Raw genomic sequence first — 25,422 nt, forward strand, 5'->3', positions numbered from 1 at the left:
GGCGGCATCAACACCGTCAACGCTTTCAACGAGGAGCGCCACGCATGAGCACTCTTGACACCCTGTCCGAGGACGAGCAGTTCATCGTCCGTACGGTGCGCGACTTCGTCGACAAGGACGTGAAACCGGTCGTCCGGGAACTGGAGCACGCGAACACCTACCCCGAGGCTCTGATCGAGCGGATGAAGCGGCTCGGCGTCTTCGGCCTCGCCGTCCCCGAGGAGTACGGCGGCACCCCCGTCTCCACCCCGTGCTATGTCCTGATCACCGAGGAACTGGCGCGCGGGTGGATGAGTCTGGCCGGCGCGATGGGCGGCCACACCGTGGTCGCCAAGCTGCTGCTGCACTTCGGCACGGGGGAGCAGAAGCGCCGGTACCTGCCGAAGCTGGCCACCGGCGAGATCCGCGCGACCATGGCCCTGACCGAACCGGGCGGCGGCTCCGACCTGCAGGCCATGTGCACGGTTGCCCGCAGGGACGGCGATCGCGGATACGTGGTGAACGGCGCGAAGACCTGGATCACCAACTCCCGCCGGTCCGGCCTGATCGCCCTGCTGTGCAAGACCGACCCGGACGCCACACCGGCTCACCACGGCATCTCGATCCTGCTCGTGGAGCACGGTCCGGGGCTGGCCGTCTCCCGTGACCTGCCCAAGCTCGGGTACAAGGGTGTGGAGAGCTGCGAGCTGTCCTTCGAGGACTACCGTGCCCCGGCCGACGCCGTCCTCGGCGGCGCGGAAGGCAAGGGTTTCGCGCAGATGATGAAGGGCCTGGAGACCGGCCGTCTCCAGGTCGCCGCGCGGGCACTCGGCGTGGGCCGCGCGGCCCTGGAGGACTCGCTGACCTACGCTCAGGAGCGCGAGTCGTTCGGCAAGCCGATCTGGAAGCACCAGTCGATCGGCAACTACCTGGCGGACATGGCGACTTCGCTCACGGCGGCCCGGCAGCTCACCCTGTACGCGGCCCGAGAGGCCGACGCCGGCCGCCGGGTGGACATGGAGGCCGGCATGGCGAAGCTGTTCGCCTCCGAGACCGCCATGCAGATTGCCCTCAACGCCGTGCGCATCCACGGCGGTTACGGCTACTCCACGGAGTTCGACGTCGAACGCTACTTCCGTGACGCCCCGCTGATGATCGTCGGCGAAGGCACCAACGAGATCCAGCGGAACGTCATCGCGAGCCAGCTCGTCAAGCGCGGTGGTCTGGACGCGTGATGATCATTGCCCTGTGAAGCACCTGCCCGACGCTGCGAGTGCCCGGTGTCTGTCCGGAACCTGATGACTTTCGACCGGGAGGACGTTCGATGTGTGAGAGTCGAGCAAGTCGGCCGCTTGACGGCCACTGCCGTCCGGTGGCGTCGGCGTTGCCTCGTGGACACGGCTGCCCCAGGGCAGCCGTGTGCATTGAGGCGTCGAGGCGGACCTGACTCGCGCCGCCCCCGGCAATGGCCCCGCGGTGGACGGGCTCTCCAACGCAGCTGCGACGCTGGGGGAGGGGCTGCACCACCTTGGCGTACGCACGGTCTCCGTGCTGTCCGCCTGCGTGCAATGCCGTCCCTGCCCGCCATCGCGGCCGCTCCACAACTGCTCTGTCCGTTGCGCGGCTTCAGCTGCGGATCATCGACATGAGCAGCTGGTGGGTTTCGCCGTCGGCGGCCACTACAAGTCCGCGGCCAGCCTGTCCGATCGGGGCGCCGTCGATCCCGGTGACTACGCAGCCGGCTGCCTGGCACAGAGCGATGCCGGCAGCGAAATGCACGCTCTCGGACAGGTTGCCGCCATCCGTGACGTATGCGGCGCGCTTGCCGGCGGCGACCCAGGCCAACGCCAGAGTCGTGGACACGACCCGGGGCCGGAACCGTTCCACGAAACGTTGCTGGGCCAGCAGGTTCACAGCCCGGAAGCCGGGTGCGCTGGGGAACGGCGGATCCAGATTGACATCCACGAGTCGAGTGGCAGATGTGGGCGCCAGCTGGGCATCGCCACCTTTGTGGCGCACCCAGGCGGCGGTCTCACCATCGGTGAAGAAGACCTCGCCGCTGAACGGGTCTGCCACTGCGGCCGCACCGCTGCGCAGCGCCACGTTGACGGCCACGAGCATGTTGCCGACGGCGTAGTTCAGCGTGCCGCAGAGGGGATCCACCAGCCACTGACGCGCGGCCCCCGCGGCGCCCCGCTGTCCGCCTTCTTCGCCAAGCACACCGTCATCGGGCCGAGCAGCGTGGATGACGCTGAGGATCATCGCCTCGGCATCGACATCGGCGGCGGTGGCGAAGTCCCCGGCGCCCTTGTCGGTGCGGGCGAGGCGCTGACCGTACAGGTTGCGTACGACGTCCGCACCGGCACAAGCCGCAGCTATCGCGACCTCAGCATCGTCAAGGCCCGCGTACGAGTCGATCATGTTACGCAGGATATCGGCGGCCGAGGCCCAGATCTTCGTCTGCCAGACCCATCCCGGTGGCTGCCGCACAGCTTCACGGCCAGCTGTACATCGCCTGCATCCCACCGAGCGTCCACCCGACGCCGCTGCCATCGTGCTGAACCGGTCAGGATTCAAGAAGCGCCGGTCAGGGATCCGCAGCTAGCGTGAGTGACATGACCTCAATCGATTTCCTCACCCTCGAGGTGGCCGACCCCACGGCCGCCGAGCGCTTCTACACGGATGCCTTCGGGCTGGGCAAGCAAGTACGTCTGCGGGCCTCGGAGGAGCCGACGTCCGGATTCCGTGGGTTCACGGTGTCGCTCGTGGTCTCCCAGCCGTCGATCGTCAACGGCTTCTTCGGCGCCGCCCTGGCCGCAGGTGCCACCGAGCTGAAGCCCGCCAAGAAGTCGTTGTGGGGCTACGGCGGCGTCGTACAGGCCCCGGACGGGACGGTCTGGCAGCTCGCAAGCTCGTCGAAGAAGGACACCGGCCCGGACAGCCGGAACATCGACGAGATCGTTGTCCTGCTGGGCGTCTCGGACATGGCCGCGACCAAGCAGTTCTACGTCGACCGCGGCCTCACGGTCGCGAAGAGCTTCGGCAGCAAGTACGTCGAGTTCGACGGTTCGGCGAGTGCCGTCAAGCTGTCGCTGTACGGACGTCGCGGCCTGGCCAAGGTCGCCGGAGTCACGCCGGAGGGCAGCGGGTCCCACCGGCTGACCATCGGCGGCGGCACCGAGACCTTCACCGACCCGGACGGGTTCGCTTGGGAGCCCGCGGCGGTATGAGGTTGCGCCGGCGGACGGCCGCCGCGGAAGCGGACGCTCAGCTCTCCTGGCCCGCTCCCGTGAGAGCCGCTCGGGCCCGTGCGGCGCGTACGGCCGCGGACAGGGTGGCGATGTCGTAGGCGCCGTGGTGCCGGCGGCCGTTGACGAAGAACGTGGGGGTGCCGGACACCCCGCTGAGGTCGGCGGACTCCACGTCCGCGGCAACACGGGCGGCGCCCGTACCGGCTCTCAGGTCAGCGCTGAAGCGGTCGATGTCGAGACCGATCTCCTCGGCGTAGCGGAGAAGATCCTCCGGCCGCAGCTCGCCCTGATGACGCATCATCCGCTCGTGCATCTCCCAGTAGCTGTTCTGGCGGGCGGCGGCTTCGGCGGCCTCCGCGGCGAGCTGGGCGCCCGGGTGCACGTCGGTGAGCGGCAGATGACGCCAGACGTAACGCACGTCCCCGAAGTCGGCGAGCAGCTCGCGCACGACGGGCTCGGCCAGCCCGCAGTAGGGGCACTCGAAGTCCCCGTACTCCAGCAGGGTGACGGGTGCGTCCAGGGGGCCGCGCACGTGGTCGCGGTCCATGTCGACGGGATCGCTGAGGTCGACGATCGTGCGGCCGGTGCCGAGGAGGGCGCGGGCACGGGAGGGGCGAGGCAGGGCGCCGATCACCGCGGTGACCAGCCAGGTGAGGAGGAAGGCGCAGAGGACGGCGGCCAGGATGCCGACCTTCGCCTGTTCCAGCTCGTCCCCGTCGAAGGCCAGGGTGGCGATCAGCAAGGACACGGTGAAGCCCACCCCGGCCAGGGTGCCGCCGGCCGTGATGGCGCCCCAGCCGACCGGTGGGCGCAGACGCCCTCCGCTGAGGCGTGTCGTGAGCCAGGTCGCGCCGATGATGCCGAGTGGCTTGCCGAGGACGTAGCCGAACAGAATGCCGAGGGTGACCGGCGAAGTGAAGGCATCGGCCAACTGGCCGGCGCTGAGAGTGATGCCCGCGTTGGCGAGGGCGAACAGCGGCACGATCACATAGCTCGTCCAGGGGTGCAGCATCCGCTGGAGGCGGTCGTTGGGGGAGAGCGTCGAGGCGATCTGACGTCGTACCGAGCGCCCGAGTTCGGGGGTCGGCTGTTCGCGGAAGCGTCTGAACAGCCTGCTGGCATGTTCCAGGTCCTGGCGCTCCGCCGGGCGGGCAAAGGTCAGCAGACCCATCACGAGGCCGGTCACCACCGGGTCCACCCCGGACTTCAGGAGGGCCACCCAGATCGCCACGCCCAGCAGCGCGTACAGGGCAGGGATTCGCATGCCGAGGGTGCGGCGCACCAGCAGGACGACGGCGAAGAGCGCGAGCGCGGTGAGCAGCGCCGGCAGGGAGACGGCTCCGCTGTAGGCGAAAGCGATGACGGCCAGGGCCAGGAAGTCGTCGACGACGGCGACCGTGAGGATGAAGACCCGAAGGCTGCCGGGCAGCCGGCTCCCGAAGACGGCGAGCATGCCCAGCGCGAAGGCCGTGTCCGTCGACATGGCGGCACCCCAGCCGTGCACGGTGTCCTCGCCCGCGTTGACGGACAGGTAGATGGCGACGGGTACGAGCATGCCGCTGAGCCCGGCGAGCAGCGGAAGGGTGATCCGTCGGCGTTCCCGCAGCTCGCCCATGTCGAACTCGCGGCGTGCCTCCAGGCCGACGACGAAGAAGAACAACGTCATCAGCCCGCTGTTCAGCCACTCGCGCAGGTCCAGCGACACAGAGCTCGATCCGATACGGACCGACAACTCGGTTCCCCACAGGGACTCGTACGAACCGGCGGCGATGTTGGCCCAGACGAGGGCGGCGAGGGCGCCGACGAGCAGCACCGAGGCACTGCCGGTCTCCGTCCGCAGGAAGGCACTCAGGGGGCCGCGTGTGTCCTGGCCGCAGAGGGTCTGTCCCGAGGGGCCCGACGGGGGTGAGGTCTCAGCTGGCACGGTCACCCCACAAGTCTGACCCCACTCAGGACCCGGCACCCGGCGAAGCACGGACGGCCGCCGGCGACTGCGCCGGCAGTGGTGTGCGGTCGACGAGAGGAGCCTCGGCGGGAGCTCGCCGTGCCCTTCCTGCGGTACCGCGGATCGCGGGGCCGGCCCACGACGGAGGCCTCGCCGTTCACGAAGTGCGGGCCACTCCCACGTAGATGCCGCTGCCTTCGGCTTCCTGCTCCTTGCCCGAGGGAGCCCACTCCGTCGCGGTGACCAGACCCGGCGGAACGAGGTCGAGGCCGTCGAAGAAGCGCTCGACCTCGGCACGGGTGCGGAAGCCGAGCCGGATGCCGCCCTTGGCGTACTCGGCGGTGACCTGTGCGGCAAGTTCGGGATAGAGGTCGGAGGCGGCGTGCGAGAGCACCAGATAGCTGCCCGGCGGCAGCGTGGCGACCAGATCGCGGACGATGGCGTGCGCGTCCTGCTCGTCGGGGACGAAGTGCATCAGCGCGATCAGCGACAGCGCGATCGGGCGGCTGAAGTCCAGAATGCGCTGGGCGTGCTCGACGATCCCCTGCGGCTGCCGGACATCGGCCTCGATGTAGTCGGTGACTCCTCCGGGCCGGCTGACCAGCAACGCCTCGGCATGACGCAGGACGATCGGGTCGTTGTCGGCATAGACGACCTTCGCCGTCGGCACGATGCCCTGAACGATCTGATGGAGGTTGGGCTCGGTGGGGATCCCCGTCCCGATGTCGAGGAACTGGTCGATGCCCTGCGCGGCGAGCCAGGCTGCCGCCCGGTGCATGAACTGGCGGTTCTGCCGCGCCGCGTCCCTGGCCTCGGGCGGCAGTTGTTCACCCACTGCCTCGTCGACCGGATAGTTGTCCTTGCCGCCCAGCAGCCAGTCGTAGACCCGCGCGGGATGCGCCCTGTCGGTGACGATCTTTGAGAACTGTTGTGGGCCGGTCGGCATGACAACTCCGTCGTGTCCGTCGCTCCATGTGGATGGGTCAGGTCGAGTACTCGAAGTGGCCCTGATGGAGTAGATCATGAGCTCCGCGCGAGAGGGAAGAGCGTCCCGGCGCCCACGTGACCCGTTTGTCGAGGACCTCCGCGGTTGGGACATGTCCGGGCGAAATCCGTTCCTTCCGAGGCGGCGGATCGGTTGCAGCGGCGACGAAGTCGCAGGTGAGGCGTCACGGAGTGGGGAGCCGCGAATGCGCCGCATCCGATGTGCGCTACGTCTCATCCGCCGGTTGTGACACGGGACGCGCCGCCGGTGTCTCCATGCCGAGTCATCACTCGAGGGAGACATAGGGAGACATGATGAACGGGAATGTTCAGGTGGTCGTCGTCGGCGGTGGGTACGGGGGCGTGACGGCGGCCAATCGCCTGGCTCGACGCGACGGCGTATCGGTGACCCTGGTCAACCCACGTCCGGAATTCGTCGAGCGGATCCGTCTGCATCAGCTCGTGACCGGCTCCGACGACGCGGTCGAGAGCTTCGGAGACGTTCTGGGCGGGAAGGTCCGGCTGGTGGTCGACACCGCGACCCGGATCGACGCCGCCGAGCGCTGGGTGTCCCTGGCGGGCGGCGGTGCGGTCTCGTACGACTACCTCGTCTACGCCGTGGGCAGCGGCGTCTCGGATCCCGGCGTGCCCGGAGCGGCCGAGTTCGCTCATTCGGTGTCGGACATCGAGGGGGCGGAACGGCTGCGGTCCGCGCTGGCCGCAGCGCCCGCGACGGCTCCGCTGACCGTGGTCGGGGCGGGCCCGACCGGTCTGGAGACCGCCGCCGAGCTGGCGGAACAGGGTCGCAGAGTCACCCTGATCTGCGGCGACGTGCTCGGACCCTCCCTGCACGCCCGGGGCCGCCGCCCGGTCGCCCGCCGGCTCGCCAGGCTGGGCGTGACCGTCCTCGAAGGCCCCCGTACGCGGGTTACGGAGGTGACGCAGGACGCCGTACGGCTCGACGACGGCCGTGAGCTGCCGAGCGCGGTGACGATCTGGACCGCGGGATTCCGTGTCCCGGACCTGGCGGCCCGCAGCGGGCTGCGTACGGACGCCGAGGGCCGCCTGCTCACCGACGCGACCCTGACCAGCGTGAACGACGTACGCATCGTCGCCGCCGGGGACGCGGCGGCGATGGCGGACCGGCCGTTCCGGATGAGCTGCCAGGCCGCCGTGCAGCTGGGCCCGGCAGCAGCGGCCACGATTCTGCGCCGGATCGCGGGGAAGACACCCGCTCCCGTCCGGATGTGGTTCGCCGGGCAGTGTCTCAGCCTCGGCCGGGACGAGGGCGTCACCCAGTTCTCCTACCCGAACGACACGGTGAACGGGCTCCACATCGGCGGGCGGCCGGGTGCCGGCGTCAAGGAGATCGCCTGCAGGTTCACCCTGAACAAGTTGGTGTCCGGGGCACGCAAGGCCGGTCCCCGTACAGCCCACGGCGACGACACCGACCGCCCGGAGACGCCTGGGCCGGAGCACCGCACGACACCGTCCGGCACCGGACGCGCCGCCTAGCCCCCAAGCTCCCCTCCTTCGGCCGGACCGACCGGTCCGGCCGGACCGGCGGGGGAGCTGACGGCGATAACCCGGCTTCGGACCGGGTACACATCCACGGCCTGCCTCCGGCAGGTGGGGCCGACCGCGAGAGAGCGAAGCGCACGACATGAACGACCACGTCACCGATCCCGCGACCGAGGCCTTCGTCGCCCACCGCAACCTGCTGTTCACCGTCGCCTACGAGATGCTCGGTTCCGCGGCGGACGCCGAGGACGTCCTCCAGGAGACCTGGCTGCGGTGGGTCAAGGCCGACCTGGCGCAGGTACGGGACCAGCGCGCGTACCTGGTGCGGATCACGACCCGGCAGGCACTCAACCGGTTGCGCACCCTCAAACGGCGCAAGGAGGCCTACGTGGGCCCCTGGCTGCCCGAGCCGCTGCTCACCACGCCGGACGTGGCCGAGGACGTCGAACTGTCGGAGAACCTGTCGTTGGCCCTCATGTACATCTTCGAGACCCTCTCACCGACCGAACGTGCCGTCTTCGTACTGCGCGAGGTCTTCGAGTTCGGCTACGACGACATCGCGGGCGCGATCGGCAAGAGCCCCGCCGCCGCCCGCCAGATCGCCTACCGCGCCCGCCAGCACGTCGATGCCCGCCGACCGGCCGCACCGGCTTCCTCGGAGGAAGCCCGGGCTGCGTCGAACTCGTTCCAGCTCGCGCTCGAAACGGGGGACCTGCAGGGGCTGCTCGACGTACTTGCCCCGGACGTCGTTTTCGTCAGCGACGGCGGCGGCCTCAGGCTGGCGGCCCTGCGGCCGGTCGTCGGCGCCGACAAGGTGCTCCGCTACATGGCCGGCAGCGTCGAGAAGGCAGGCGGCACCTTCAGCAGCGAGCCCACGACGGTCAACGGCAACCCCGGCCTCATCCTGCGCCTGGGTGACGTGATCGACGGCGTGCTTGCCTTCACGGTGGAGAACGCCCGTGTCACCGCCCTCTACTACGTCCGCAACCCCGAAAAGCTCACCCGCGTCGAGTCGGAGACCCCGCTCACTTCCCGCTGACGCCCCTCGGGGGCGGTACTTGGGACCCGCGCGCCCGACAGCGGCACGTCCTGCGTTGGACCGGCGGGCAAGCATGAAGCTGCTCATGCGCCGCAGTTGCCGCACACGCCTATTCCGGAGAACGCTTCTCAGTCTCTTCGGCGAGGCCAGCTCGGATGCTTCCGTGGTGGCTTGAACACCAAGCTTCCGTCAGCGAAGCATCCGTGCCGTCGTGCCGCGGCCTGCCGGCCGGGTAGGCGACAGCCTGCGGCGAGTTCGCTCCGGAGGCCATCCGCCCGGTTCCGGCGGCGGAGCAGCTATGCGGCGCAGCACCGTCGAGGGATGCGTCAACGCTGTTGCGCCGACCTCGTCGGCCTCGCCGAGGTCGGTCGAGCGAGTGGACGACGGTAGCGACAGAGCGTGACAAATCGATTTCGCTACAAGTTCCGAAATTATTCGGGGCGGCTTCCGGCATGCCGTCGAAACACACCATTCATACGGTCACTCACTATCGGCCGCATAGGACCCATCGGTCGCATTGGGTCCATCAGGCCGAAAAGGCTGCTTTCACCAGAAAGCACATCACTGTCCTCAGCGCCTTCATGTGACAGGAGCCCCGAGTGTCCAACCTCTCCAGACGCGATGCCCTACGGCTGACCGGCGGCATCGCTCTCCTCGGCAGCTTCGCCCTGGCGGGCTGTGGCCGCAGTGACGACACCACCGCGAAAGCCGGCGCCGAGCCCATCGCCAGCTCCCCGGCCACAGGCACCGTCACTGTCTGGGCCGCCCAGGGCGATGCGGACGTGCTCGACAAGGTCATCAAGCCCTTCAAGGCGGCGAACCCCGACCTCGACGTGAAGTTCACGCTGATCCCGAACGCCGACTACTACACCAAACTCCAGTCGGCGATCGCGGCGGGCAAGGGGCCCGATGTCGCCCAGTTCTTTCCCGAGTCGCAGGCGCAGTTCCTCGATCCGTCGATCCTCCGGCCAGTTCCGGACGGCCTCGTCGACCCGGACAGCTTCTTCACGAGCCTGTGGGACGCCGGTGTGGTCAAGGACGTCGCCTACACGGTGCCCTGGTACGCGTACACCTACGCGCTCGTCTACCGCTCCGACCTGGCCAAGAAGGCGGGCGTCGAGGCGCCGAAGACATGGGACGAGATGGTGCCGTTCTTCAAGGCGCTTCAGGGCGCCGGAGCCGCGCACGGCCTCGGAGCCGACATCGGCTGGGACATCTTCAACGGCCAGGACGCCGCGATGTACGCCTGGCAGGCGGGCGCTTCGCTGCTGTCCTCGGGCGGCGAGTGGACGCTCGACACTCCGGCGATGGTCGACGCGATCACGTACAACGCGTCGTTCTACACCTCGGGGACCGCCGACACCGCCGGGCCCGGCTTCCTCGACTCACAGCCGTACTTCGTGTCCGGCAGGACGGCCACGATGATCACCGGCCCATGGGTCATCGGCCAGCTCGACGCCGCCGCGAAGAAGGACGGCTGGACGGCGTCCCACGTAGCCACGGCGCCGCTGCCGGCGGGGGCGTCGGGCAGCGTCTCCTTCTCCGCGGGCGGCAGTTGGGGGGTGCTTGCCGACACCGACAACGCGGACGCGTCGTGGAAGCTCATCCGGTACATATCGAGCCCGAGCACGCAGGTGTCGCAGTACAAGGCGTACAGCTCGCTGCCTGCGGTCGTCTCCGCCTGGAAGGACTCCGCCATCGCGGGCCAGCCGCTGCTGGACGCCTTCTTGACGCAGCTGAAGAACACCCGGGCGTTCCCGCAGGTCAGTAACTGGCCGCAGGTCGCGACCCGGCTGGGCAAGGAGATGGAAGCGGTGGCCAAGGGCGAGGAGACCGCCGCGAAGGCCGCCGCGAACCTCCAGTCGTACGCCGACAGCCTCGGCACGGGCACGGAGTGATCCGCGGATGACCGTCACCGTCCTCCAGAAGGTGCCTCGCAGAACTCGTCGTCCTCGGGGCGCCCGTCGAACGGCTGTGGGCTGGCTGTTCCTGGCACCGTTCACCGTCGTGTTCCTGGTCTACACGGCGGTCCCCACCGTCGCCGCGCTCGGGTTCAGCCTCACCGACCTGCGGGGCGCGGATCTGCGTCATCCGTTCGCGGTGGACTTCACCGGACTGGACAACTATCTCCGCCTGTTCCAGGACCAGAGCTTCCTGCGGGACATCCTCAACACCGCCGTTTTCGTGGCCGTCGGCGTGCCACTGACCATGGGGATCGGACTCGCGCTGGCTCTCGCGCTGAACTCCGGCATCCGTCGGCTGCGCGGCGTGTTCCGCACGGTCTTCTTCGCGCCGGTTGTCACGAACGTCGTAGCGGTCGCCCTGATCTGGCAGTACGCCTTCAACGCGGGCGGCACCGTCAACAAAACGCTCGGTGCTGTCGGCTTCGCCGGGCCGAACTGGCTGGACGACCCGAACCTGACCATGCCCGTGGTCATCCTGCTCGGCGTCTGGCGGAACTTCGGCATCGCGATGGTGTTGTTCCTCGCCGGCCTGCAGGCGATTCCGCAGAACGTGTACGAGGCCGCCTCCCTCGACGGGGCCGACCGGTGGCGGCAGTTGAGGCACATCACCCTGCCGCTGCTGCGGCCCACCACTCTCATGGTGTCGGTGCTGCTGACGGTCTTCTATCTCCAGGTGTTCGACGAGCCGTACCTGCTCACCAACGGCGGCCCGCTGGGCTCCACCGAATCGGTGGCGCTGTACACCTACCACCAGTTCGGGGCCGGCGAGTTCGGGATGTCCTCGGCGGCGTCGTTCGTGACGCTCGTGCTCGTGATGCTGGTGAGCGCCGTCCAGTTCCGGCTGCTGAGGCCCCGCACATGACCGCCCTCGCCGCGTTGGAGAACGCCGACATGACCACCGACCGGATCGCGGTGCGCCGCCGGTCCGTCTCCCGGCCCCTGCTGTACGGCGCGCTTGTGCTGTGCGCGCTGCTCACGATGCTTCCGTTCGTCTGGGTGATCAGCGGCTCGTTGCGCAGTCTCGACGAGATCCGCTCCGACCCCGGTGCCTGGGTCCCTCAGCACCTCACCTTCGACAACTTCGAGCGGCTGTTCACCACAGAGGGCTTCGGCCGGTTCCTGGTCAACAGCGTCGTGGTCGCGGTCATGGTGGTGGCCGGCAACATCGTGGCGGCGTCGGCCGCCGGCTACGCACTCGCCAAGCTCGACTTCGCCGGCAGGCGGATCGCGTTCGCCGCAGTGATGGGCGCGATGATGATGCCGCTCACCTCGGTGTTCGTCACGCAGTTCGTGATCACGGTCGACCTGGGCCTGGCGGACACCCTCACCGGTGTCGCGCTGCCGAGCGTGGCGCTGCCGTTGTCGGTCTTCATCATGCGGCAGTACGCGATGTCGATCCCCGACGAACTGCTCGAAGCGGCCCGGATCGACGGCGCGGGGGAGTTCCGGATCTTCTTCGGGATCTTTCTCCCGCTGGCCGGACCCGCTGTCGCGACGATCACGATCATGTCGTTCCTCAGTTCGTGGAACAACTTCCTCTGGCCGCTCATCGTCGCCCAGAGCATGTCCAGTTACACACTGCCGGTGGGCCTGGCCGCCACCAGTCAGGCCGCGGCGCACGTCACCGACTACGGTCTGCTGCTCGCCGGGGCGATCGTCGTGATGCTGCCGGTGCTGGTGCTCTTCCTGTTCCTGCAGCGCTACTTCGTGCAGGGCGTCGCCGGAACGGGAATGCGGTGACCCCCATGGACTCGTTCGACACGCCCGGCGAGCGAAACGAGACGAGGGTCCGCCCGGCCGAAGTTTGGGAGACCGTCACCGTCCGCGCGCCGGCGGGCACGGTCATCGGCTGTCGCACCGGCTCGGTTCGGCGCTTCCTCGGTATTCCGTACGCCGCAGCTCCCACCGGCGCAAGGCGGTTCGCAGCGCCGGCCCGCCGCGGCCGGTTCACGGAGCCGTTCGACGCGTCCCGGCACGGTGCCACAGCGCAGCGCGTGCCGCTGTTCGCCACGACCACGGTGCCGGAGCCGTCGGTGCCGGGCGACGACGTGCTGAACCTGGGGATCGTCGCGCCCGACGCCGACGACGACCGCGAGCCCTTCCCGGTTCTGGTGTGGATCCACGGCGGCGGGTTCCTGGCGGGGAGCCCGGCCAGCCCGTGGTACGACGGCCGTGCCTTCGCCCGCGACGGCGTCGTCTGCGTCACCGTCGGCTACCGGCTGGGCGTCGACGGATTCGCCGTACTGGACGGCGTCCCGGCGAACCTCGGGTTGCGCGACCTGCTGCTCGCGCTCGACTGGGTGCAGGACAACATCGCCGCTTTCGGCGGCGATCCGGACCGGGTCACCGTCGCCGGTCAGTCGGCCGGGGGAGCGGCGGTCCTCGCGCTGCTCTCGTCGCCCGCGGGCAGCGGCCGTTTCCACCGTGCCGCCGGCCTGTCCGGTGGCACCTTCGCGGCAGACGGGGACGCGGCACGCGACTTCCTCGGACGGCTCGGGCACCGGCTCGGCGTGCCGCCGACGCGAGCCGGATTCGCCGACCGCGCCGTGGAGCACATCCAGCAGTGCGTCATCGACCTGCGGGACGAGCAGGGCGACGCCATGCCGGCGCTCGGCCTGTTCGTCGGCGACGACATTCTGCCCGCGCCCATCGCCGACGGACTCACCCGGCACGGACACGCCGTACCGCTGCTGCTCGGCGCTACGGGCGACGAATTCGACGGAGACACCACCACCCGCACAGCAGGCAGCCGCGAGGCAGGCACCCGGGTGACGGACACGCTCTTCCGCGCCGCCTGCCCGCGCGTCGCGGCCTCCCGCCGCGACGCCGCCGCCGGCACCTGGCTGTACTCCTTCGAATGGCCCTCCCCGGTGCTCGGTGGCGCCACGCACTGCGTCGACATCCCGTTCTTCTTCGACGTGCTCGACGCACCCGGAGTCGGTGAAGCGCTCGGGCCGAACCCGCCAGGGGAACTGGCCGCACTGACCCACGCTGATCTGGTCGGGTTCGTACGCGGCCAGGAGCCCGCCTGGGCCAGGGCGACCGGGACACTCGGCGACGCGGCTCGTGAATACGGCCGTCCCGGCGCTGCGCTCACCGCCGACACCACGGGCGTGTTCGATCCGGTGGTACCGGCGGTGTCCGGGGTGGCGGAGGCGTGCTGATGTCCGGAATGAACCAGAGCGCCGTCCGACGCATCAACACCTCGGTCATCCTGCGCGCACTGGCGGTGTCGGCCGGGCCCATCACGCTGACCGAGCTCGCCGAGCAGGTCGGCCTCTCCCGCCGCACCATCGAGGTCGTTCTGGACTCGCTCGTCGAGGCGGGCTGGGTGACCGAACTGGACCGCGTGCCGACCAGTGGCTGTGCAGGGCGCCCGGCCCGCCGGTACGAACTGCGGGCCGAACACGCGCTGCTGGCGGCCGTGCGCATCACCACCCTGGACGCGTCCGCGGTCATCGCCGACGTACGCGGCCGTGTCGTCGGCCGGGCGCACCGGCCGCTGCGCGCCTACCAGGATCCGCAGTCCACGCTCGACGACGCGGCGGCACTGGTGCTGGAGGCGCTCGACGACGCGGGCGGGTCGGCGAACCGTCTTCGGGCCGGTGCTGTCGCGAGCGGTGGCGCGATCGATGACGACGGGGTCGTACGACGCCTGGTGCACACGACGCGCTGGGAAGGCGTGAACCTCCCCGAGGAACTCGCGCAGCGGGTCCCGATGCCCTGGTTCGCCGACAACGACACCAATCTCGGTGCCCTCGCGGAGCGTTGGCGGGGCGTGGCCGGCGATCACGACAACGTCGTATGGGCGATGCTCGGGAACCGGACCGGCCTGGGCATCCTCATCCGAGGCGCCGTGCACAGGGGGCTCGACGGTGCCGCCGGCGAGATCGTCGAAGCGGTATCGATGCCGACCGGCTCGGTGGAGAACCGCCCGGTGGCAGGGCTCACCTCCCCGGAACCGGATCGACGCAGGGTCGCGCTCGACCGCTTCGACGCGGCTCGTGCCGGTGATGCGACAGCGCTCGCCGAGGTGGACGAATTCGTGGAGAACATCGCGTCGATCCTCACGACCCTGTCGTGGACGGTCGCGCCGTCGCTCATCGTGCTCGGCGGCGGTCTGGAGGACGCGGCCGATGTGCTGCTGCCCCGGGTGCGCAAGGCGATGCACGACGCCCGCACCCCCGCGGTCGAGCTGCGTGCCACGTGTCTGGGGCGCGATGCCGACCTCATCGGCGCCGTCAAGCTGGCACTCGATTCGATGGACACGCAGCTGTTCGGCCCGCTCGCCCCGAGCGCGTGAACGCTCACCACCAGCGGAAGCAGGACAGCGTGGCAGACGTCAGTACCAGGCAGCAGTACAGGACAGGAGTCTCCCTTTGACCGGCACCACTCGCACCAGCGTCCTCGTCGTGGGCAGCGGCATCATGGGATCAGTCGTGGCCAGACTGCTGCGCGACACCGATCCGGCGCTGGACATCACGATGGTCGAGGGTGGCAGTGCGATCGGCGAGGTCCCAGGCCTGCACCTGCACGACGTCGACGATCCGGTTCTCTGGTCGCGCTACAACGAACGGGTCGGCACCGGCATCCAAGGCATGTACACCGGCGCCGAGGTGGTGCGCGATGCCGCGGGCAGCCTCGACGATCTGACACCCGGCATGTTCCACGCGCTTGCCTTCGGAGAGGGCGCCGAGGCGATGCCCGCGACAGCGCTCGCGTGGAACGCCGGTGGCATGGGCGTGCACTGGACCGCCGCGACGCCCTGGCCCGCCGGGGACGAGGTGTTCGACTTCGGCGACCCGGCCCGCTGGGCGACGGACCTGGACACCGCGCGCCGGGTGCTCGCGGTCACCCCGTCCGCGATCGGTCCGACCGACGTCGGCCGGATCGTGCTCGACGTACTGCGTCGGCGCTTCGACGGCATCGGACCGGACGACCGGCGGCCACAGCCGATGCCCATGGCCGTCACCACGCCGGCATCGGGCCCCATGCCGCGCACGGCTCCGGGGACGATCTTCCCCGCGATGGCGACCGGCGAGGACCCGGCCTTCACACTGCTGACCGGTACCCTCGCGACCGCTCTCATCGTCTCGGACGGCCGGGTCGGCGGCGCCCGCCTGCGTCGCATCGCCGACGGCGCCGAGTCGCAACTCCTCGCGGACGCCGTGGTGGTGTGCGCCGACGCGCTGCGCACCCCGCAATTGCTCTTCGCCTCGGGCATCCGGCCCGAAGCACTGGGCCGCTACCTCAACGAGCACGCGTTCATCACCGCCCGGGTACTGCTCGACCCCGACCGGTTCGGCATCGGGCTCGAGGCCCTGCCCCTGCCGCGCGCGGGCGAGTTCAGCACCGATTCGCTCTGGCTGCCCCAGAACGGAGCGGCGCAGCCGTTCCACGGCCAGATCATGAACCGAACGTACGTGGACGAAGACGGCCGCCCCCTCGCCCACTCCGTGGGCCTCTCGCTGTACGTGCCTGTCGAGTCGCGCCCCGAGAACCGGCTGGTGTTCTCGCCGACCGAGACCGACCTGGCAGGCATGCCCCGAATCGGTGTCGAGTTCGGCTACTCCGAGGCGGACCGCACGTTGCTCGGCCGGGCACTCGACGACATCCAGTCGATTGCCGAGGAATTCGGCCCCTTCGATCCCGCGACGGAGCGTGCGCTGCTCCCGCCCGGCTCGTCGTTGCACCTGACCGGCACCGTCCGCTCCGGCCCGGTCGACGACGGCACCAGCGTGTGCGGCCCGGACGGCCGGGTGTGGGGCTACGACAACCTGTACCTCGCGGGCAACGGCGTGATCCCCACAGCGATGGCCGCCAACGTCACCCTGACCGGCGCGGTGACGGCCGTACGGGCCGCCCGGGCCGTCGCCGCCCGGACCGCCGCGCTCGCCGCGCATCGAGAGGAAGTCCGATCATGATCGACATCGCAAAGGAATACCGGGTGGTGCTCCCGACGTGGATCGACGACGAACTGGCCGCCGTCCCCGCTGTCATTCCCGACCGTGACGACCGGATGCGCCTCGTGCACCGGCTGGCCGACCGCAACTGGCGTGAGGGCAACGGCGGCCCGTTCGCGGCACTCGTCGCCGAGCGGGACACCGGTCGGATGGTCTCGGTCGGCGTGAACGTCGTACTCGCCTCCGGCGTCTCCAGCGCGCACGCCGAAGTCGTCGCCCTCGGACTGGCCCAGACGGCGACGGGCGGCTGGGACCTCGGTGGTGACGGAATGCCGGCGCACGAACTGGTGGTGAACTGGCGTCCGTGCATCCAGTGCTACGGCGCGGCGATGTGGTCCGGGGTGCGCGGCCTCGTGGTCGCCGGCGAGGGCCCGGAACTGGAGGAGATCACCACGTTCGACGAGGGCCCGCTCGGCGCGGACTGGGCCGAGCAGTTCCAGGCGCGCGGCATCGAGGTCGTGCGGGACGTGCTCCGGGACGAGGCGCTCGCGGTGTTCCGCGGCTACCGGGAGGCCGTCGACGCCGACGGCATCGTCGTCTACAACGCGCGCTCAGGCGCCGAATGATTCCGCCGATCCGAATGGAGAGACTCCCGTGGCACCACGCTTCGCCACCGACATCGTGACCTTCTACCATCCCGGATTCTGGGGCCTCGAATCCGCCGACGCCTTTCGTGACTGGGCCGTCAAGAACCCCGAGCGTTTCTGGGACCGGACGATGGACGCGTTGGCCGAGGCCGGTGTCACGGGCATCGAGCTGACCTTCGCGCCGGGCGACATCGACTCGGTCCTGCGCGCGTTCGGCGACGCGTCGTCGTTCCGGCATGAGTTGCAGGCCCGAGGCCTGTCCGTCGTGAGCGCCTTCATCGCCGAGAGCGAATGCCCCGACTGGCGGGACAGCGACAGCCTGCCCGCGATAGTCGCCGATGCCGAGCGACGTGCGTCCTTCCTCGCCGACGTGGGCGCCGGACTTCTCGTCGCCGGGCTGCCCATGCGTGCGACGTCGGGGACGCGCCCGCCCTTCTTCGTCGACGCCGCGTACATGACCCGGATGGCAGACATCGCCCACATCGTCGGTGAGGCCGTCGCACAGCACGGGGTGAAGCTCGCCTTCCACACCGAGTCGAACAGCACCCTCTGGTACGAGAGGGACATCGACCTGTTCATGGCGCTGACCGATCCGCGCTACGTGTGGCTGTGCCCCGACTCCTGCCACATCGCCCTCGGGGGAGGCGACCCCGTCGCCGTCGCGCGTCGCCACTCCCAACGCATCGCCCTGGCGCACTGGAAGGACGCGGTCAAGCCGATCGACGTCGAACTCACCATCGACGAAACGGTCTTCGCCCAACAGCAGCCCTACATGACCGAACTGGGTACGGGCATCGTGGACTGGAGAGGATGGGCCGCCGCGATGTCACTCACCCCCGGCGCCGACATCGTGCTCATCGAGCTGGACGAGGCGGCCGATCCCGTCGCCGCGCTCCGGACAGGGACGGCCGTGGCGAAGGGGATACGGGCAGACGCCGGGCTTCTCTCCTGAGCCGGTTGGCCGTCGCCCTCAGCGGTGGCTCCCGGAGGAAGCGGATGCCGCGTGACCTGCTCCGCCCCGAAACTGGGCAGGGAACACGGGCCGGCCGGCGGCCCTTCGCCAAATGATCACAGTCTGGAAGGACGCACGACAGTGAAGTCTCACATTGCCACCTCGACGCCCATGTTCACCGTGCCGGCCGTCGACATCTCCCCCTACGTCGGAGACGGTACGGACGAGGAGCGCGGGCATGTGGCACGGCTGATCGACGCCGCGTGTGCCGAGGTGGGGTTCATCCAGATCCTCGGGCACGGCATTCCGCAGCAGGCGCTCGACGGTCTGAAGGGGGCGATGGACGCCTTCTTCGCGCTGCCGCTGGAGGCGAAGAACGCGTACCGCGTCGGCGGCGCCAACCGCGGATACAGCCCCCCGAAGAGCGAGTCGCTGAGCCTGAGCCTGGGACTTGAGTCGGCCTCGCGGATGAACGACTTCTTCGAGGCCTTCAACGTCGGTGTCGAGGCGCGTTCCTTCCCGCCCGAACTCGGTCTGTCCGAGGACGACTTCGGGATCAACGTGTGGCCGGACATCGAGGGGTTCACACCGCGGGTGGAGGCATACTTCGGTCACGCCTCGCGGGTGGCACGCACGCTGACACGGATCTTCGCGGACGCCCTCGGCCTGACACCGGACTTCTTCGAGGCGCTCACCGGACACTCCATCGACGTGCTCCGTATGAACAACTACGCCCTGCCCGAAGGCACCGTGGACCTGGACGGCGAGCTGATGGGCATGGGCGAACACACCGACTACGGGATCGTCACCGTGCTGTGGGCCGACCGGATCCCCGGGCTCCAGGTGCTCGACCGGCACGGCACCTGGCACGACGTGACGCCCGCGGACGGCGCTCTGCTCGTCAACCTCGGCGATCTCACGGCCCGGCTGACCAACGACCGGTGGATGTCGACACTGCACCGCGTCAAGCCCCCCGTCGTCGACGGGACGATCCTGCGGCGCCGTTCGGCCGCCTTCTTCCACGACGGGAACCCGGACGCGGTCATCGAGACGATCCCCGCCCTGCTCGACGCGGACCACGGTCTCGCCTACGAACCGGTCACCGTCCGGGAGCACATCAGGGCCAAACTGAACGGCTCGCGGCAGGGCAAGAAGAACGTGGCCGCGGTCCGCGAGGCCGCACGCGCCCGGGCCGCCACCGACTGAGCGGCCCACGCCCAAGGCAGTCGACCCGGGTCACTCAAGGCCCGGGCCAGACGGCCGAGGCGTCGTCACGGTGGGGGTCGGGCAGCCGGATCGGGCGTATGGGGATCGTACGGCTGTGTTCCTCCGTCACGACTGCCCATGGGGCGGAGCGGCCGGAGTAGCACAGGGCCGTCAGGGCGAAGACGTTGTCGGCGTACACCTCGACGTATTCGCCGATGGTGAGGATGCGGAGGGTGGCGGCGGGTTCGGTCAGGACGGTCTCGCCGAGCCTGGTGCCGCCGGGGCCGGTGATCCAGAGGTTCTTGCCGTCGCAGCCGACGGAGAGGGCGGGCCGATCGTCGTCCGCGCTGTCGGTGCGGAGGGTGATTTCGACCGGCCCGGTGATGCCGATGTCGCCGACCGCGTGGAGCGCGGGACGGTCGGTCTCCTCGCCGAGCCAGGCGTTCAGGCCGGTCCACCATTCCAGGCGGGGCGCCGAATCCTCCCGTACGACAAGGGACTTGGGCTGGGCCAGCATGCCGCGGCAGCGCTCCCCGGTGTCGGTGAGGCCCACCTGACGGGGTGTGGTGTGCACGACGACGCGGGAGCCGTCGGGCGCGGCGACGACACGGGGGGCGTACGCGCCGGTCGGGCCGAGGGGGCCGCGGCGGGTCCAGGGGCCGCGCAGGCGGGGGGCGGTCCACGACTCGAAACCGCGGGTGGCGCCGATCGAGCCGAGCAGCAGCCAGCTGCCGTCGTCGAGGCGTTCCAGGACCGGACACTCCAACTCGTCGACGTCACCGGGTGAGACGAGCGGCGGGTGGACCGTCCAGTGCTCCAGGTCGGTCGACGTGGCCAGCGCCACGCAGCCGCTGACCTCCACCGGCAGCGAGGCGTCGCTCGCGCAGACGGCCATCACCCAGCCCTCGCCCTCGTCGTCGCGTACGACGAACGGGTCGCGCCAGCCCATGCGTTCACCGGTGCGGTACCAGCGCGGGTCCGCCTCGACGACCGGCCCGGTGCCGTGGCGCCGCCAGCCAGTGCCGTCGGTGCGGTCGGAGTACGCGAGGCCGACGGACTGCAGGGGCCAGCCGTCCGCCGTCAGCCCGCTCACTCCTGTGTAGAACATGGCCATCCCGTCGCCGTGCCGCAGGGGGTGCATGGTCCACACGGCCTGCTGGTCGAAGCGGCCGGGCAGCCCGTTGCCGAAGGCGGTGCCCTGGGGCTGCCAGCGGACCAGGTCGGCGGAGGTCGCCCGGCCGTAGGAGGTCTCCATCCGCAGGTGGTCGAACTCCGCCGTCCAGGGCCCCTGCAGGTGCAGCACCGTGTACGTGCCGTCCTCGTCGCGCAGCAGGGCGAAGTCGTTCACGCAGAGGCCGGGCGGGGCGTATCGCATGCACAGTTCCTGTCGGCTCACAGCGCCCAAACGCATGCGCTGACCATTGACCAAAGCGGCATCTCTTGAGAATCGGCCCAAGTAAATATGAACGCAAACGCTTGCGCAACAGCGAGGCCAGGTTTACGGTCACGTCACTCGCAGATCACACCGCCGTGAAATCAACGGGAGGAACTGAGCCGTGACGGCCAGCATCAACGACGTCGCCCGCGCCGCCGGCGTCTCCGCGTCCACCGTGTCCCGCGCCCTGCGCGGCCGCACGGGCGTCTCCGACGAGGTGCGGGACCGGATCGCGGCCGTCGCCGCAGAGCTCGGCTACACCGCGTCCCGCTCCGCCTCCAGCCTGGCCAGCGGCCGCACCTTCACCATCGGGGTCGTCGTCCCGTACGTGGGCCGCTGGTTCTTCGGCACCGTGCTCGACGCGGCGGAGCAGGTGTTCAGCGCCGCCGGATACGACGTCCTGCTGTACAACCTGGGCGCGCCCGAGTCGCGCAAGCGCTTCTTCACGAAGCTGCCGGTCCGCAAGCGGGTGGACGCGGTGCTGTCGCTGCTCATCCCCGACGAGGCGGAGTCCGCGGCGCTGCGTTCCCTGGGAGTGCCGCTGGCCAGCACGGTCGGTGTTGCCCGGCCCGGCTTCACGGTGGTCGGCATCGACGACCGGGTCGGCGCGGAGAGCGCCGTACGGCATCTGGTGAACCTCGGCCACCGCCGGATCGGCATGATCAGCGGATCCAGCGGGCCGCTGCACTGGACCACGCCCATCGAGCGCCGCCGGGCGTATCTCGACGTCCTGGCCGAGGCCGGGATAGAGCACGATCCGGCCCTGGAGGCGGACGGCGACTACACCGTCGAGGGCGGCGAGCGGGCGATGACCGAGTTGCTGGCCGCCTCCCGGCCGCCGACCGCCGTGTTCGCGCAGTCCGACGAGATGGCGATGGGCGCACTGCGCGCCCTGCGCCGCCACCGGCTGAGGGTCCCGGACGACGTGTCCGTCGTCGGCTTCGACGACCACGAACTCGCCGACGTGGTCGGTCTGACCACGGTCGCCCAGCCGGTCGCGGGCCAGGGCGCGGAGGCCGCCCGGCTGCTGCTGCGCCAGCTCGACGAACCCGATGCCGAACACCCCGGCCATGTCCAGATGCCCATCCGCATGGTCCTGCGCGAGACCACCGCTCCGCCCCGTCCGCGCGGACCTCAGTAGCGCCCCCAGCGCCCCCTCTGAGCCCCACATCCCCACGCCTCGACATCGCTCCCACACCTCGAACCCACGCCACAGCACGGAGGCACAGACCATGAGCTCGACCAACAGAAGGCACCGCCGCACGGCCTGTACGGGCCTGGCCCTGCTCCCTCTCGTGGCACTGGCCGCCTGTGGCGGGGGCAGCGGCACCGACGCCTCGGCGGACGCCGGCAGCGGCAAGGGCACCATCAGCGTCTGGGCCCACCAGGGCCAGAAGAGCGAGGACGCCGCAGTGCAGGCCGCGGTGAAGTCCTTCAACTCCTCGCAGAGCGACATCAAGGTCGAGCTGAAGCTGATACCCGGCAACGACTACACCAAGACCATCACCGCCACCAGCGCCTCCGAGCTGCCGGACGTGCTGGAGTTCGACGGCCCGACCATGGCGAACTTCGTCTACAACAAGAAGCTCGCCCCCGTCGACGACTACGTCTCCTCCAAGACGATGTCCAACGCCACCGACGCGAACAAGTCCCAGGGCGCGATCGGCGGCAAGCACTACGGCCTGGGCATGTACGACTCGGGCCTGGGGATCTACGGCAACAAGAAGCTGCTGGACGCGGCCGGCGTGAAGTACCCGACCAGCCTGGCCGACGACTGGACGGCCGAGGAGTTCACCGCCGCGCTCAAGGCGTTGAAGGCCAAGGACTCCGACGGCAAGACCCTCGACATCCAGGAGGGCAACGGCCTGGCCACCGAGTGGGGGACCTACGGCTTCGCCCCCGTCGTCTGGTCGGCCGGCGGCTCGCTCATCAAGGGCGACAAGGCGGAAGGCGCCCTCGACACACCGGCCGTGGTCTCGGCGCTGAAGACCGTCCAGTCCTGGAAGACCTACGTCGACCCCAACACCGACGGCAACGCCTTCGCCAAGGACCGCGTCGCCCTGAGCTGGGTCGGCCACTGGATGTACCCCACCTACAGCAAGGCGCTCGGCGACGACCTCGTCGTCCTGCCGCTGCCCGACTTCGGCAACGGTCCCAAGACCGGCCAGGGCTCCTGGGCGTGGGGCATCGGCGCCGACACCAAGAACGCCAAGGCCGCCGGTGCCTTCATGGACTACCTGCTCAACGACGCCAACGTCACCGCGATGACGACGGCCAACGGCGCCCCGCCCGCCACGAAGACCGCGCTCGCCGCGAGCGATCTGTACAAGGAGGGCGGCCCGCTCCAGCTCTTCGCCGACCAGCTCGCCAAGCCCTGCGGCGACAGCGACATCAGCAAGTCCTGCGTCGCCGTCACCCGCCCGGTGACCGCCGGATACCCCACCATCACCGCCAAGTTCAGCGAGGCCCTCAACTCGATCTACGGCGGAGCCGACCCGAAGAGCGCCCTGGAGAAGGCCGCCCGCGCCATCGACCAGGACTTCTCCGACAACGCCGGCTACAAGATCCCGTAGGACCATCGGCCAGGGGCGGGACGGTTCGGACCGCGCCCGCCCCCGCCGGGAACAGGACCCATCCGTGACATCCGTCGAACCGGCGCACGCCGCGCCCCACGATCGGGAGAAGGCCCCACCCGTGACCGCCGCCAAGCCCGCGCGTCCTGTGCGTCCGGCGCGTTCCGTGCGCAAGAACCGCGACTGGTTGCACGGGCTGCTCATGTCCACGCCCGCTGTCGCCGGACTCATCGCCTTCGTGGGCATCCCGTTCGGCTACGCCGTCGTCCTCTCCTTCTACAACGTCCGCCTCGGCTCCCCGCTCGCGCCCAGCTTCTTCGGCCTGGAGCAGTACCGGCGGCTGTTCACCGACCCGGACCTGTCCGGCCCCTTCCTGCGGGCCCTGCTGAACAACCTGACCTTCGCCGTGGTCGTCGTCCCCGTCCAAACGGCCCTGGCGCTCGGACTCGCCATCCTGCTGAACCGCAAACTCAAGGCGATCGGCCTGTTCCGGTCCCTCTTCTTCATGCCGGTCGTCTTCCCGATGGCACTGGTCGCCGTGATCTGGCGGCTCATCCTCGCCCGCAGCGACCAGGGCATGCTCAACTCCGCGCTGCACGCGGTCAGTTTCGGCAACTGGGGTGCCTTCGACTGGCTCGGCGACTCCGCCACCGCGATGGCCTCGATCATCGTGCTGTCCATCTGGCAGGGCGTCGGCTTCCAGATGGTCATCCTCCTCGCAGGCCTCCAGCAGATACCGGGTGAGCTCTACGAGGCCGCCGATCTCGACCGCGCCGGACGCTGGCAGCAGTTCCGGCACATCACACTGCCCGGGATCCGCGGCACCCTCGTCTTCGTCGCCATGCTCACCTCGGTGCTCTCCTTCCGGGTCTTCGACCAGGTCTACGTCCTCGTCAAGGGCGGCGGCCTCAACGAGGACGCCGGCCGCACCGTGATGTACCAGGCCGTCACCACCGCCTTCGACCAGAACAACGTCGGCCAGGCAGCCGCGATCACCGTCGTCTTCTTCCTGATCGTGGTCGCCCTGACCCTCATCCAGCGCCGCGTCGTCCGGCCCGACAACGAGGACTGACCATGAGCACCCACACGGGCCTCACCCGCACACCCCTGCGCCGCTTCCTCGACTACGCCGTCCTCAGTGTGCTGGCGTTCATCTTCGTGCTGCCCGTCCTCTACCTGCTGATAGGCAGCCTCAAGCCGTCCGACGAAGTGCTGAACGGCCTCTCCGGCTTCCTGCCCACCCACCTGTCCTTCGACAACTACTCCAACGTCCTGAGCAGCCTCAACTCCGACAGCACCGGCTACTTCTGGCGCTTCATGGGCATCTCGCTGCTGCTCGCGTTCGTGGTCGTGACCGGTGGCCTGTTCGTCAACTCGATGGCGGCGTACGGGCTGTCACGGCTGAAGTGGCGAGGCCGCAACGCCGTCTTCACCCTCATCCTGCTGCTGATGCTGGTCCCGTTCGAGTCGGTGGCCGTCCCGCTCTTCTACATGTTCAACGACCAGCGCAACACGCTCTTCATCCAGGCGATCCCGTTCATCGCCAACGCCTTCTCCGTCTACCAGTTCCACACCTTCTTCCGCTCGATCCCGCCGAGCATCGAGGAGGCTGCCCGCATCGACGGCGCGGGCCCCTGGCGCACCTTCTTCGCGATCATCGTGCCGATGTCGAAGCCGGCCTTCGCGTCCGTGGCCATCCTGACGTTCCTCACCCAGTGGGGATCCTTCCTCTGGCCCGTCCTGATGGTCTCCGACCCCTCGGTACGGCCGCTGCCCCTGGAGATGAGCGTCTTCCAGGCCCAACTGCCCCCGGACTGGGGCCAGATCCTCGCCTTCGGCGTCCTCCTGGTCCTGCCCGTACTGATCGTCTTCGCGTTCTTCCAGCGCTGGTTCGTGCAGGGAGTCGCCAGCTCGGCCGTCAAGGGCTGAGGGCTGTTGCGGACGGGAGGTACGAGCACGAGGAGAACTCCCTGGCCTCGTGGCTCGTGGCCTCGCGGAGGTCGATCACGTGTATGTGTGGGCC

21 protein-coding genes are annotated in these 25,422 nt (G+C 69.6%); 17 read left to right on the plus strand and 4 right to left on the minus strand.

The genetic code is table 11. The features are described from left to right. Positions 1–44 precede the first annotated feature (44 nt). Entirely contained in the window at positions 45–1,214 is a 1,170-nt protein-coding gene (locus tag ACN20J_RS48345) for an acyl-CoA dehydrogenase family protein (RefSeq protein WP_419668624.1), read from the plus strand. A gap of 391 nt (positions 1,215–1,605) precedes the next feature. On the opposite strand, the gene ACN20J_RS48350 is transcribed toward ACN20J_RS48345, so the two are convergent. After that, a complete protein-coding gene (locus ACN20J_RS48350) occupies positions 1,606–2,400 on the minus strand; it encodes an inositol monophosphatase family protein (RefSeq protein ID WP_419668625.1) in 795 nt (264 codons plus the stop codon). A 194-nt stretch (positions 2,401–2,594) separates the two neighbouring features. On the opposite strand from ACN20J_RS48350, the gene ACN20J_RS48355 reads away from it, so the two are divergent. Next, the gene (locus ACN20J_RS48355; RefSeq protein ID WP_419668626.1) at positions 2,595–3,209 is read left to right on the plus strand and encodes a glyoxalase; all 615 of its coding nucleotides are present in this window, start codon (positions 2,595–2,597) and stop codon (positions 3,207–3,209) included. A gap of 37 nt (positions 3,210–3,246) precedes the next feature. On the opposite strand, the gene nhaA is transcribed toward ACN20J_RS48355, so the two are convergent. Both nhaA and ACN20J_RS48365 read right to left on the minus strand, forming a co-directional pair. Beyond that, positions 3,247–5,154 carry a Na+/H+ antiporter NhaA gene (gene nhaA, locus ACN20J_RS48360; protein ID WP_419669090.1) on the minus strand — a complete coding sequence of 636 codons (1,908 nt, stop codon included), beginning with the start codon at positions 5,152–5,154 and terminating at the stop codon, positions 3,247–3,249. 178 nt (positions 5,155–5,332) lie between these two features. Next, positions 5,333–6,121 (minus strand): SAM-dependent methyltransferase, encoded by a 789-nt coding sequence (locus ACN20J_RS48365; protein ID WP_190231554.1) that lies wholly within the window; start codon positions 6,119–6,121, stop codon positions 5,333–5,335. A 353-nt stretch (positions 6,122–6,474) separates the two neighbouring features. Here ACN20J_RS48365 and ACN20J_RS48370 point away from each other — a divergent pair, with 353 nt between their 5' ends. From ACN20J_RS48370 to ACN20J_RS48420, 11 genes are all read left to right on the plus strand, one after another. Next, positions 6,475–7,674 carry an NAD(P)/FAD-dependent oxidoreductase gene (locus ACN20J_RS48370; RefSeq protein WP_419669091.1) on the plus strand — a complete coding sequence of 400 codons (1,200 nt, stop codon included), beginning with the start codon at positions 6,475–6,477 and terminating at the stop codon, positions 7,672–7,674. Between the two features lie 148 nt (positions 7,675–7,822). Then, the gene (locus tag ACN20J_RS48375; RefSeq protein WP_419668627.1) at positions 7,823–8,719 is read left to right on the plus strand and encodes an RNA polymerase sigma-70 factor; all 897 of its coding nucleotides are present in this window, start codon (positions 7,823–7,825) and stop codon (positions 8,717–8,719) included. 599 nt (positions 8,720–9,318) lie between these two features. Next, positions 9,319–10,617, plus strand: coding sequence for an extracellular solute-binding protein (locus tag ACN20J_RS48380; protein WP_419668628.1), 1,299 nt, complete (start codon positions 9,319–9,321; stop codon positions 10,615–10,617). Positions 10,618–10,624: 7 nt separating this feature from the next. Then, positions 10,625–11,545: a carbohydrate ABC transporter permease gene (locus ACN20J_RS48385; RefSeq protein WP_055613288.1), complete on the plus strand. Its 921-nt coding sequence runs from the start codon at positions 10,625–10,627 to the stop codon at positions 11,543–11,545. Further along, positions 11,542–12,423, plus strand: a complete 882-nt coding sequence (locus tag ACN20J_RS48390) for a carbohydrate ABC transporter permease (RefSeq protein WP_190231557.1) — start codon at positions 11,542–11,544, stop codon at positions 12,421–12,423. Before ACN20J_RS48385 ends, ACN20J_RS48390 begins: the two co-directional genes overlap by 4 nt. 5 nt (positions 12,424–12,428) lie before the next feature. Continuing rightward, positions 12,429–13,847, plus strand: a complete 1,419-nt coding sequence (locus ACN20J_RS48395; RefSeq protein WP_419668629.1) for a carboxylesterase family protein — start codon at positions 12,429–12,431, stop codon at positions 13,845–13,847. Positions 13,848–13,855: 8 nt separating this feature from the next. Then, positions 13,856–14,986 (plus strand): ROK family transcriptional regulator, encoded by a 1,131-nt coding sequence (locus ACN20J_RS48400; protein ID WP_190231604.1) that lies wholly within the window; start codon positions 13,856–13,858, stop codon positions 14,984–14,986. A gap of 76 nt (positions 14,987–15,062) precedes the next feature. Next, positions 15,063–16,607 carry a GMC oxidoreductase gene (locus tag ACN20J_RS48405; protein WP_419668630.1) on the plus strand — a complete coding sequence of 515 codons (1,545 nt, stop codon included), beginning with the start codon at positions 15,063–15,065 and terminating at the stop codon, positions 16,605–16,607. Then, positions 16,604–17,212 carry a nucleoside deaminase gene (locus tag ACN20J_RS48410; RefSeq protein WP_190231560.1) on the plus strand — a complete coding sequence of 203 codons (609 nt, stop codon included), beginning with the start codon at positions 16,604–16,606 and terminating at the stop codon, positions 17,210–17,212. The genes ACN20J_RS48405 and ACN20J_RS48410 overlap by 4 nt, the downstream gene beginning before the upstream one ends. A 28-nt stretch (positions 17,213–17,240) precedes the next feature. Beyond that, positions 17,241–18,185 carry a sugar phosphate isomerase/epimerase family protein gene (locus ACN20J_RS48415; protein ID WP_189842330.1) on the plus strand — a complete coding sequence of 315 codons (945 nt, stop codon included), beginning with the start codon at positions 17,241–17,243 and terminating at the stop codon, positions 18,183–18,185. A 141-nt stretch (positions 18,186–18,326) separates the two neighbouring features. Beyond that, complete coding sequence (locus ACN20J_RS48420) at positions 18,327–19,391, plus strand: isopenicillin N synthase family dioxygenase (RefSeq protein WP_419668631.1); 1,065 nt, start codon at positions 18,327–18,329, stop codon at positions 19,389–19,391. Between the two features lie 34 nt (positions 19,392–19,425). Here ACN20J_RS48420 and ACN20J_RS48425 read toward each other — a convergent pair whose 3' ends face one another. Then, complete coding sequence (locus ACN20J_RS48425) at positions 19,426–20,766, minus strand: mucin-1 (protein ID WP_190231561.1); 1,341 nt, start codon at positions 20,764–20,766, stop codon at positions 19,426–19,428. 181 nt (positions 20,767–20,947) lie between these two features. Between ACN20J_RS48425 and ACN20J_RS48430 the strand changes: the two genes are divergently transcribed. The 4 genes from ACN20J_RS48430 to ACN20J_RS48445 all read left to right on the plus strand — a co-directional run bounded on the left by ACN20J_RS48430 (position 20,948) and on the right by ACN20J_RS48445 (position 25,328). Continuing rightward, positions 20,948–21,967 (plus strand): LacI family DNA-binding transcriptional regulator, encoded by a 1,020-nt coding sequence (locus ACN20J_RS48430; protein ID WP_190231562.1) that lies wholly within the window; start codon positions 20,948–20,950, stop codon positions 21,965–21,967. Between the two features lie 91 nt (positions 21,968–22,058). Further along, positions 22,059–23,399 (plus strand): ABC transporter substrate-binding protein, encoded by a 1,341-nt coding sequence (locus tag ACN20J_RS48435; RefSeq protein WP_419668632.1) that lies wholly within the window; start codon positions 22,059–22,061, stop codon positions 23,397–23,399. Positions 23,400–23,463: 64 nt separating this feature from the next. Then, positions 23,464–24,471, plus strand: coding sequence for a carbohydrate ABC transporter permease (locus ACN20J_RS48440; RefSeq protein WP_189842326.1), 1,008 nt, complete (start codon positions 23,464–23,466; stop codon positions 24,469–24,471). Between the two features lie 2 nt (positions 24,472–24,473). After that, positions 24,474–25,328 (plus strand): carbohydrate ABC transporter permease, encoded by an 855-nt coding sequence (locus ACN20J_RS48445; protein WP_189842325.1) that lies wholly within the window; start codon positions 24,474–24,476, stop codon positions 25,326–25,328. Positions 25,329–25,422: the final 94 nt, after the last annotated feature.

Source organism: Streptomyces sp. 2-1 (assembly GCF_048564895.1).
In the GTDB taxonomy this organism is placed as follows: Bacteria; Actinomycetota; Actinomycetes; order Streptomycetales; family Streptomycetaceae; genus Streptomyces; species Streptomyces phaeochromogenes.

What these genes read in the sequence shown, in the direction of transcription:
- ACN20J_RS48345 (WP_419668624.1), top strand. Translation starts at nt 45, where the DNA reads ATGAGCACTCTTGACACCCTGTCCGAGGACGAGCAGTTCATCGTCCGT.
- ACN20J_RS48350 (WP_419668625.1), bottom strand. Translation starts at nt 2,400, where the DNA reads ATGATCGACTCGTACGCGGGCCTTGACGATGCTGAGGTCGCGATAGCT.
- ACN20J_RS48355 (WP_419668626.1), top strand. Translation starts at nt 2,595, where the DNA reads ATGACCTCAATCGATTTCCTCACCCTCGAGGTGGCCGACCCCACGGCC.
- ACN20J_RS48365 (WP_190231554.1), bottom strand. Translation starts at nt 6,121, where the DNA reads ATGCCGACCGGCCCACAACAGTTCTCAAAGATCGTCACCGACAGGGCG.
- ACN20J_RS48370 (WP_419669091.1), top strand. Translation starts at nt 6,475, where the DNA reads ATGAACGGGAATGTTCAGGTGGTCGTCGTCGGCGGTGGGTACGGGGGC.
- ACN20J_RS48375 (WP_419668627.1), top strand. Translation starts at nt 7,823, where the DNA reads ATGAACGACCACGTCACCGATCCCGCGACCGAGGCCTTCGTCGCCCAC.
- ACN20J_RS48385 (WP_055613288.1), top strand. Translation starts at nt 10,625, where the DNA reads ATGACCGTCACCGTCCTCCAGAAGGTGCCTCGCAGAACTCGTCGTCCT.
- ACN20J_RS48390 (WP_190231557.1), top strand. Translation starts at nt 11,542, where the DNA reads ATGACCGCCCTCGCCGCGTTGGAGAACGCCGACATGACCACCGACCGG.
- ACN20J_RS48395 (WP_419668629.1), top strand. Translation starts at nt 12,429, where the DNA reads ATGGACTCGTTCGACACGCCCGGCGAGCGAAACGAGACGAGGGTCCGC.
- ACN20J_RS48400 (WP_190231604.1), top strand. Translation starts at nt 13,856, where the DNA reads ATGAACCAGAGCGCCGTCCGACGCATCAACACCTCGGTCATCCTGCGC.
- ACN20J_RS48410 (WP_190231560.1), top strand. Translation starts at nt 16,604, where the DNA reads ATGATCGACATCGCAAAGGAATACCGGGTGGTGCTCCCGACGTGGATC.
- ACN20J_RS48425 (WP_190231561.1), bottom strand. Translation starts at nt 20,766, where the DNA reads ATGCGATACGCCCCGCCCGGCCTCTGCGTGAACGACTTCGCCCTGCTG.
- ACN20J_RS48435 (WP_419668632.1), top strand. Translation starts at nt 22,059, where the DNA reads ATGAGCTCGACCAACAGAAGGCACCGCCGCACGGCCTGTACGGGCCTG.
- ACN20J_RS48445 (WP_189842325.1), top strand. Translation starts at nt 24,474, where the DNA reads ATGAGCACCCACACGGGCCTCACCCGCACACCCCTGCGCCGCTTCCTC.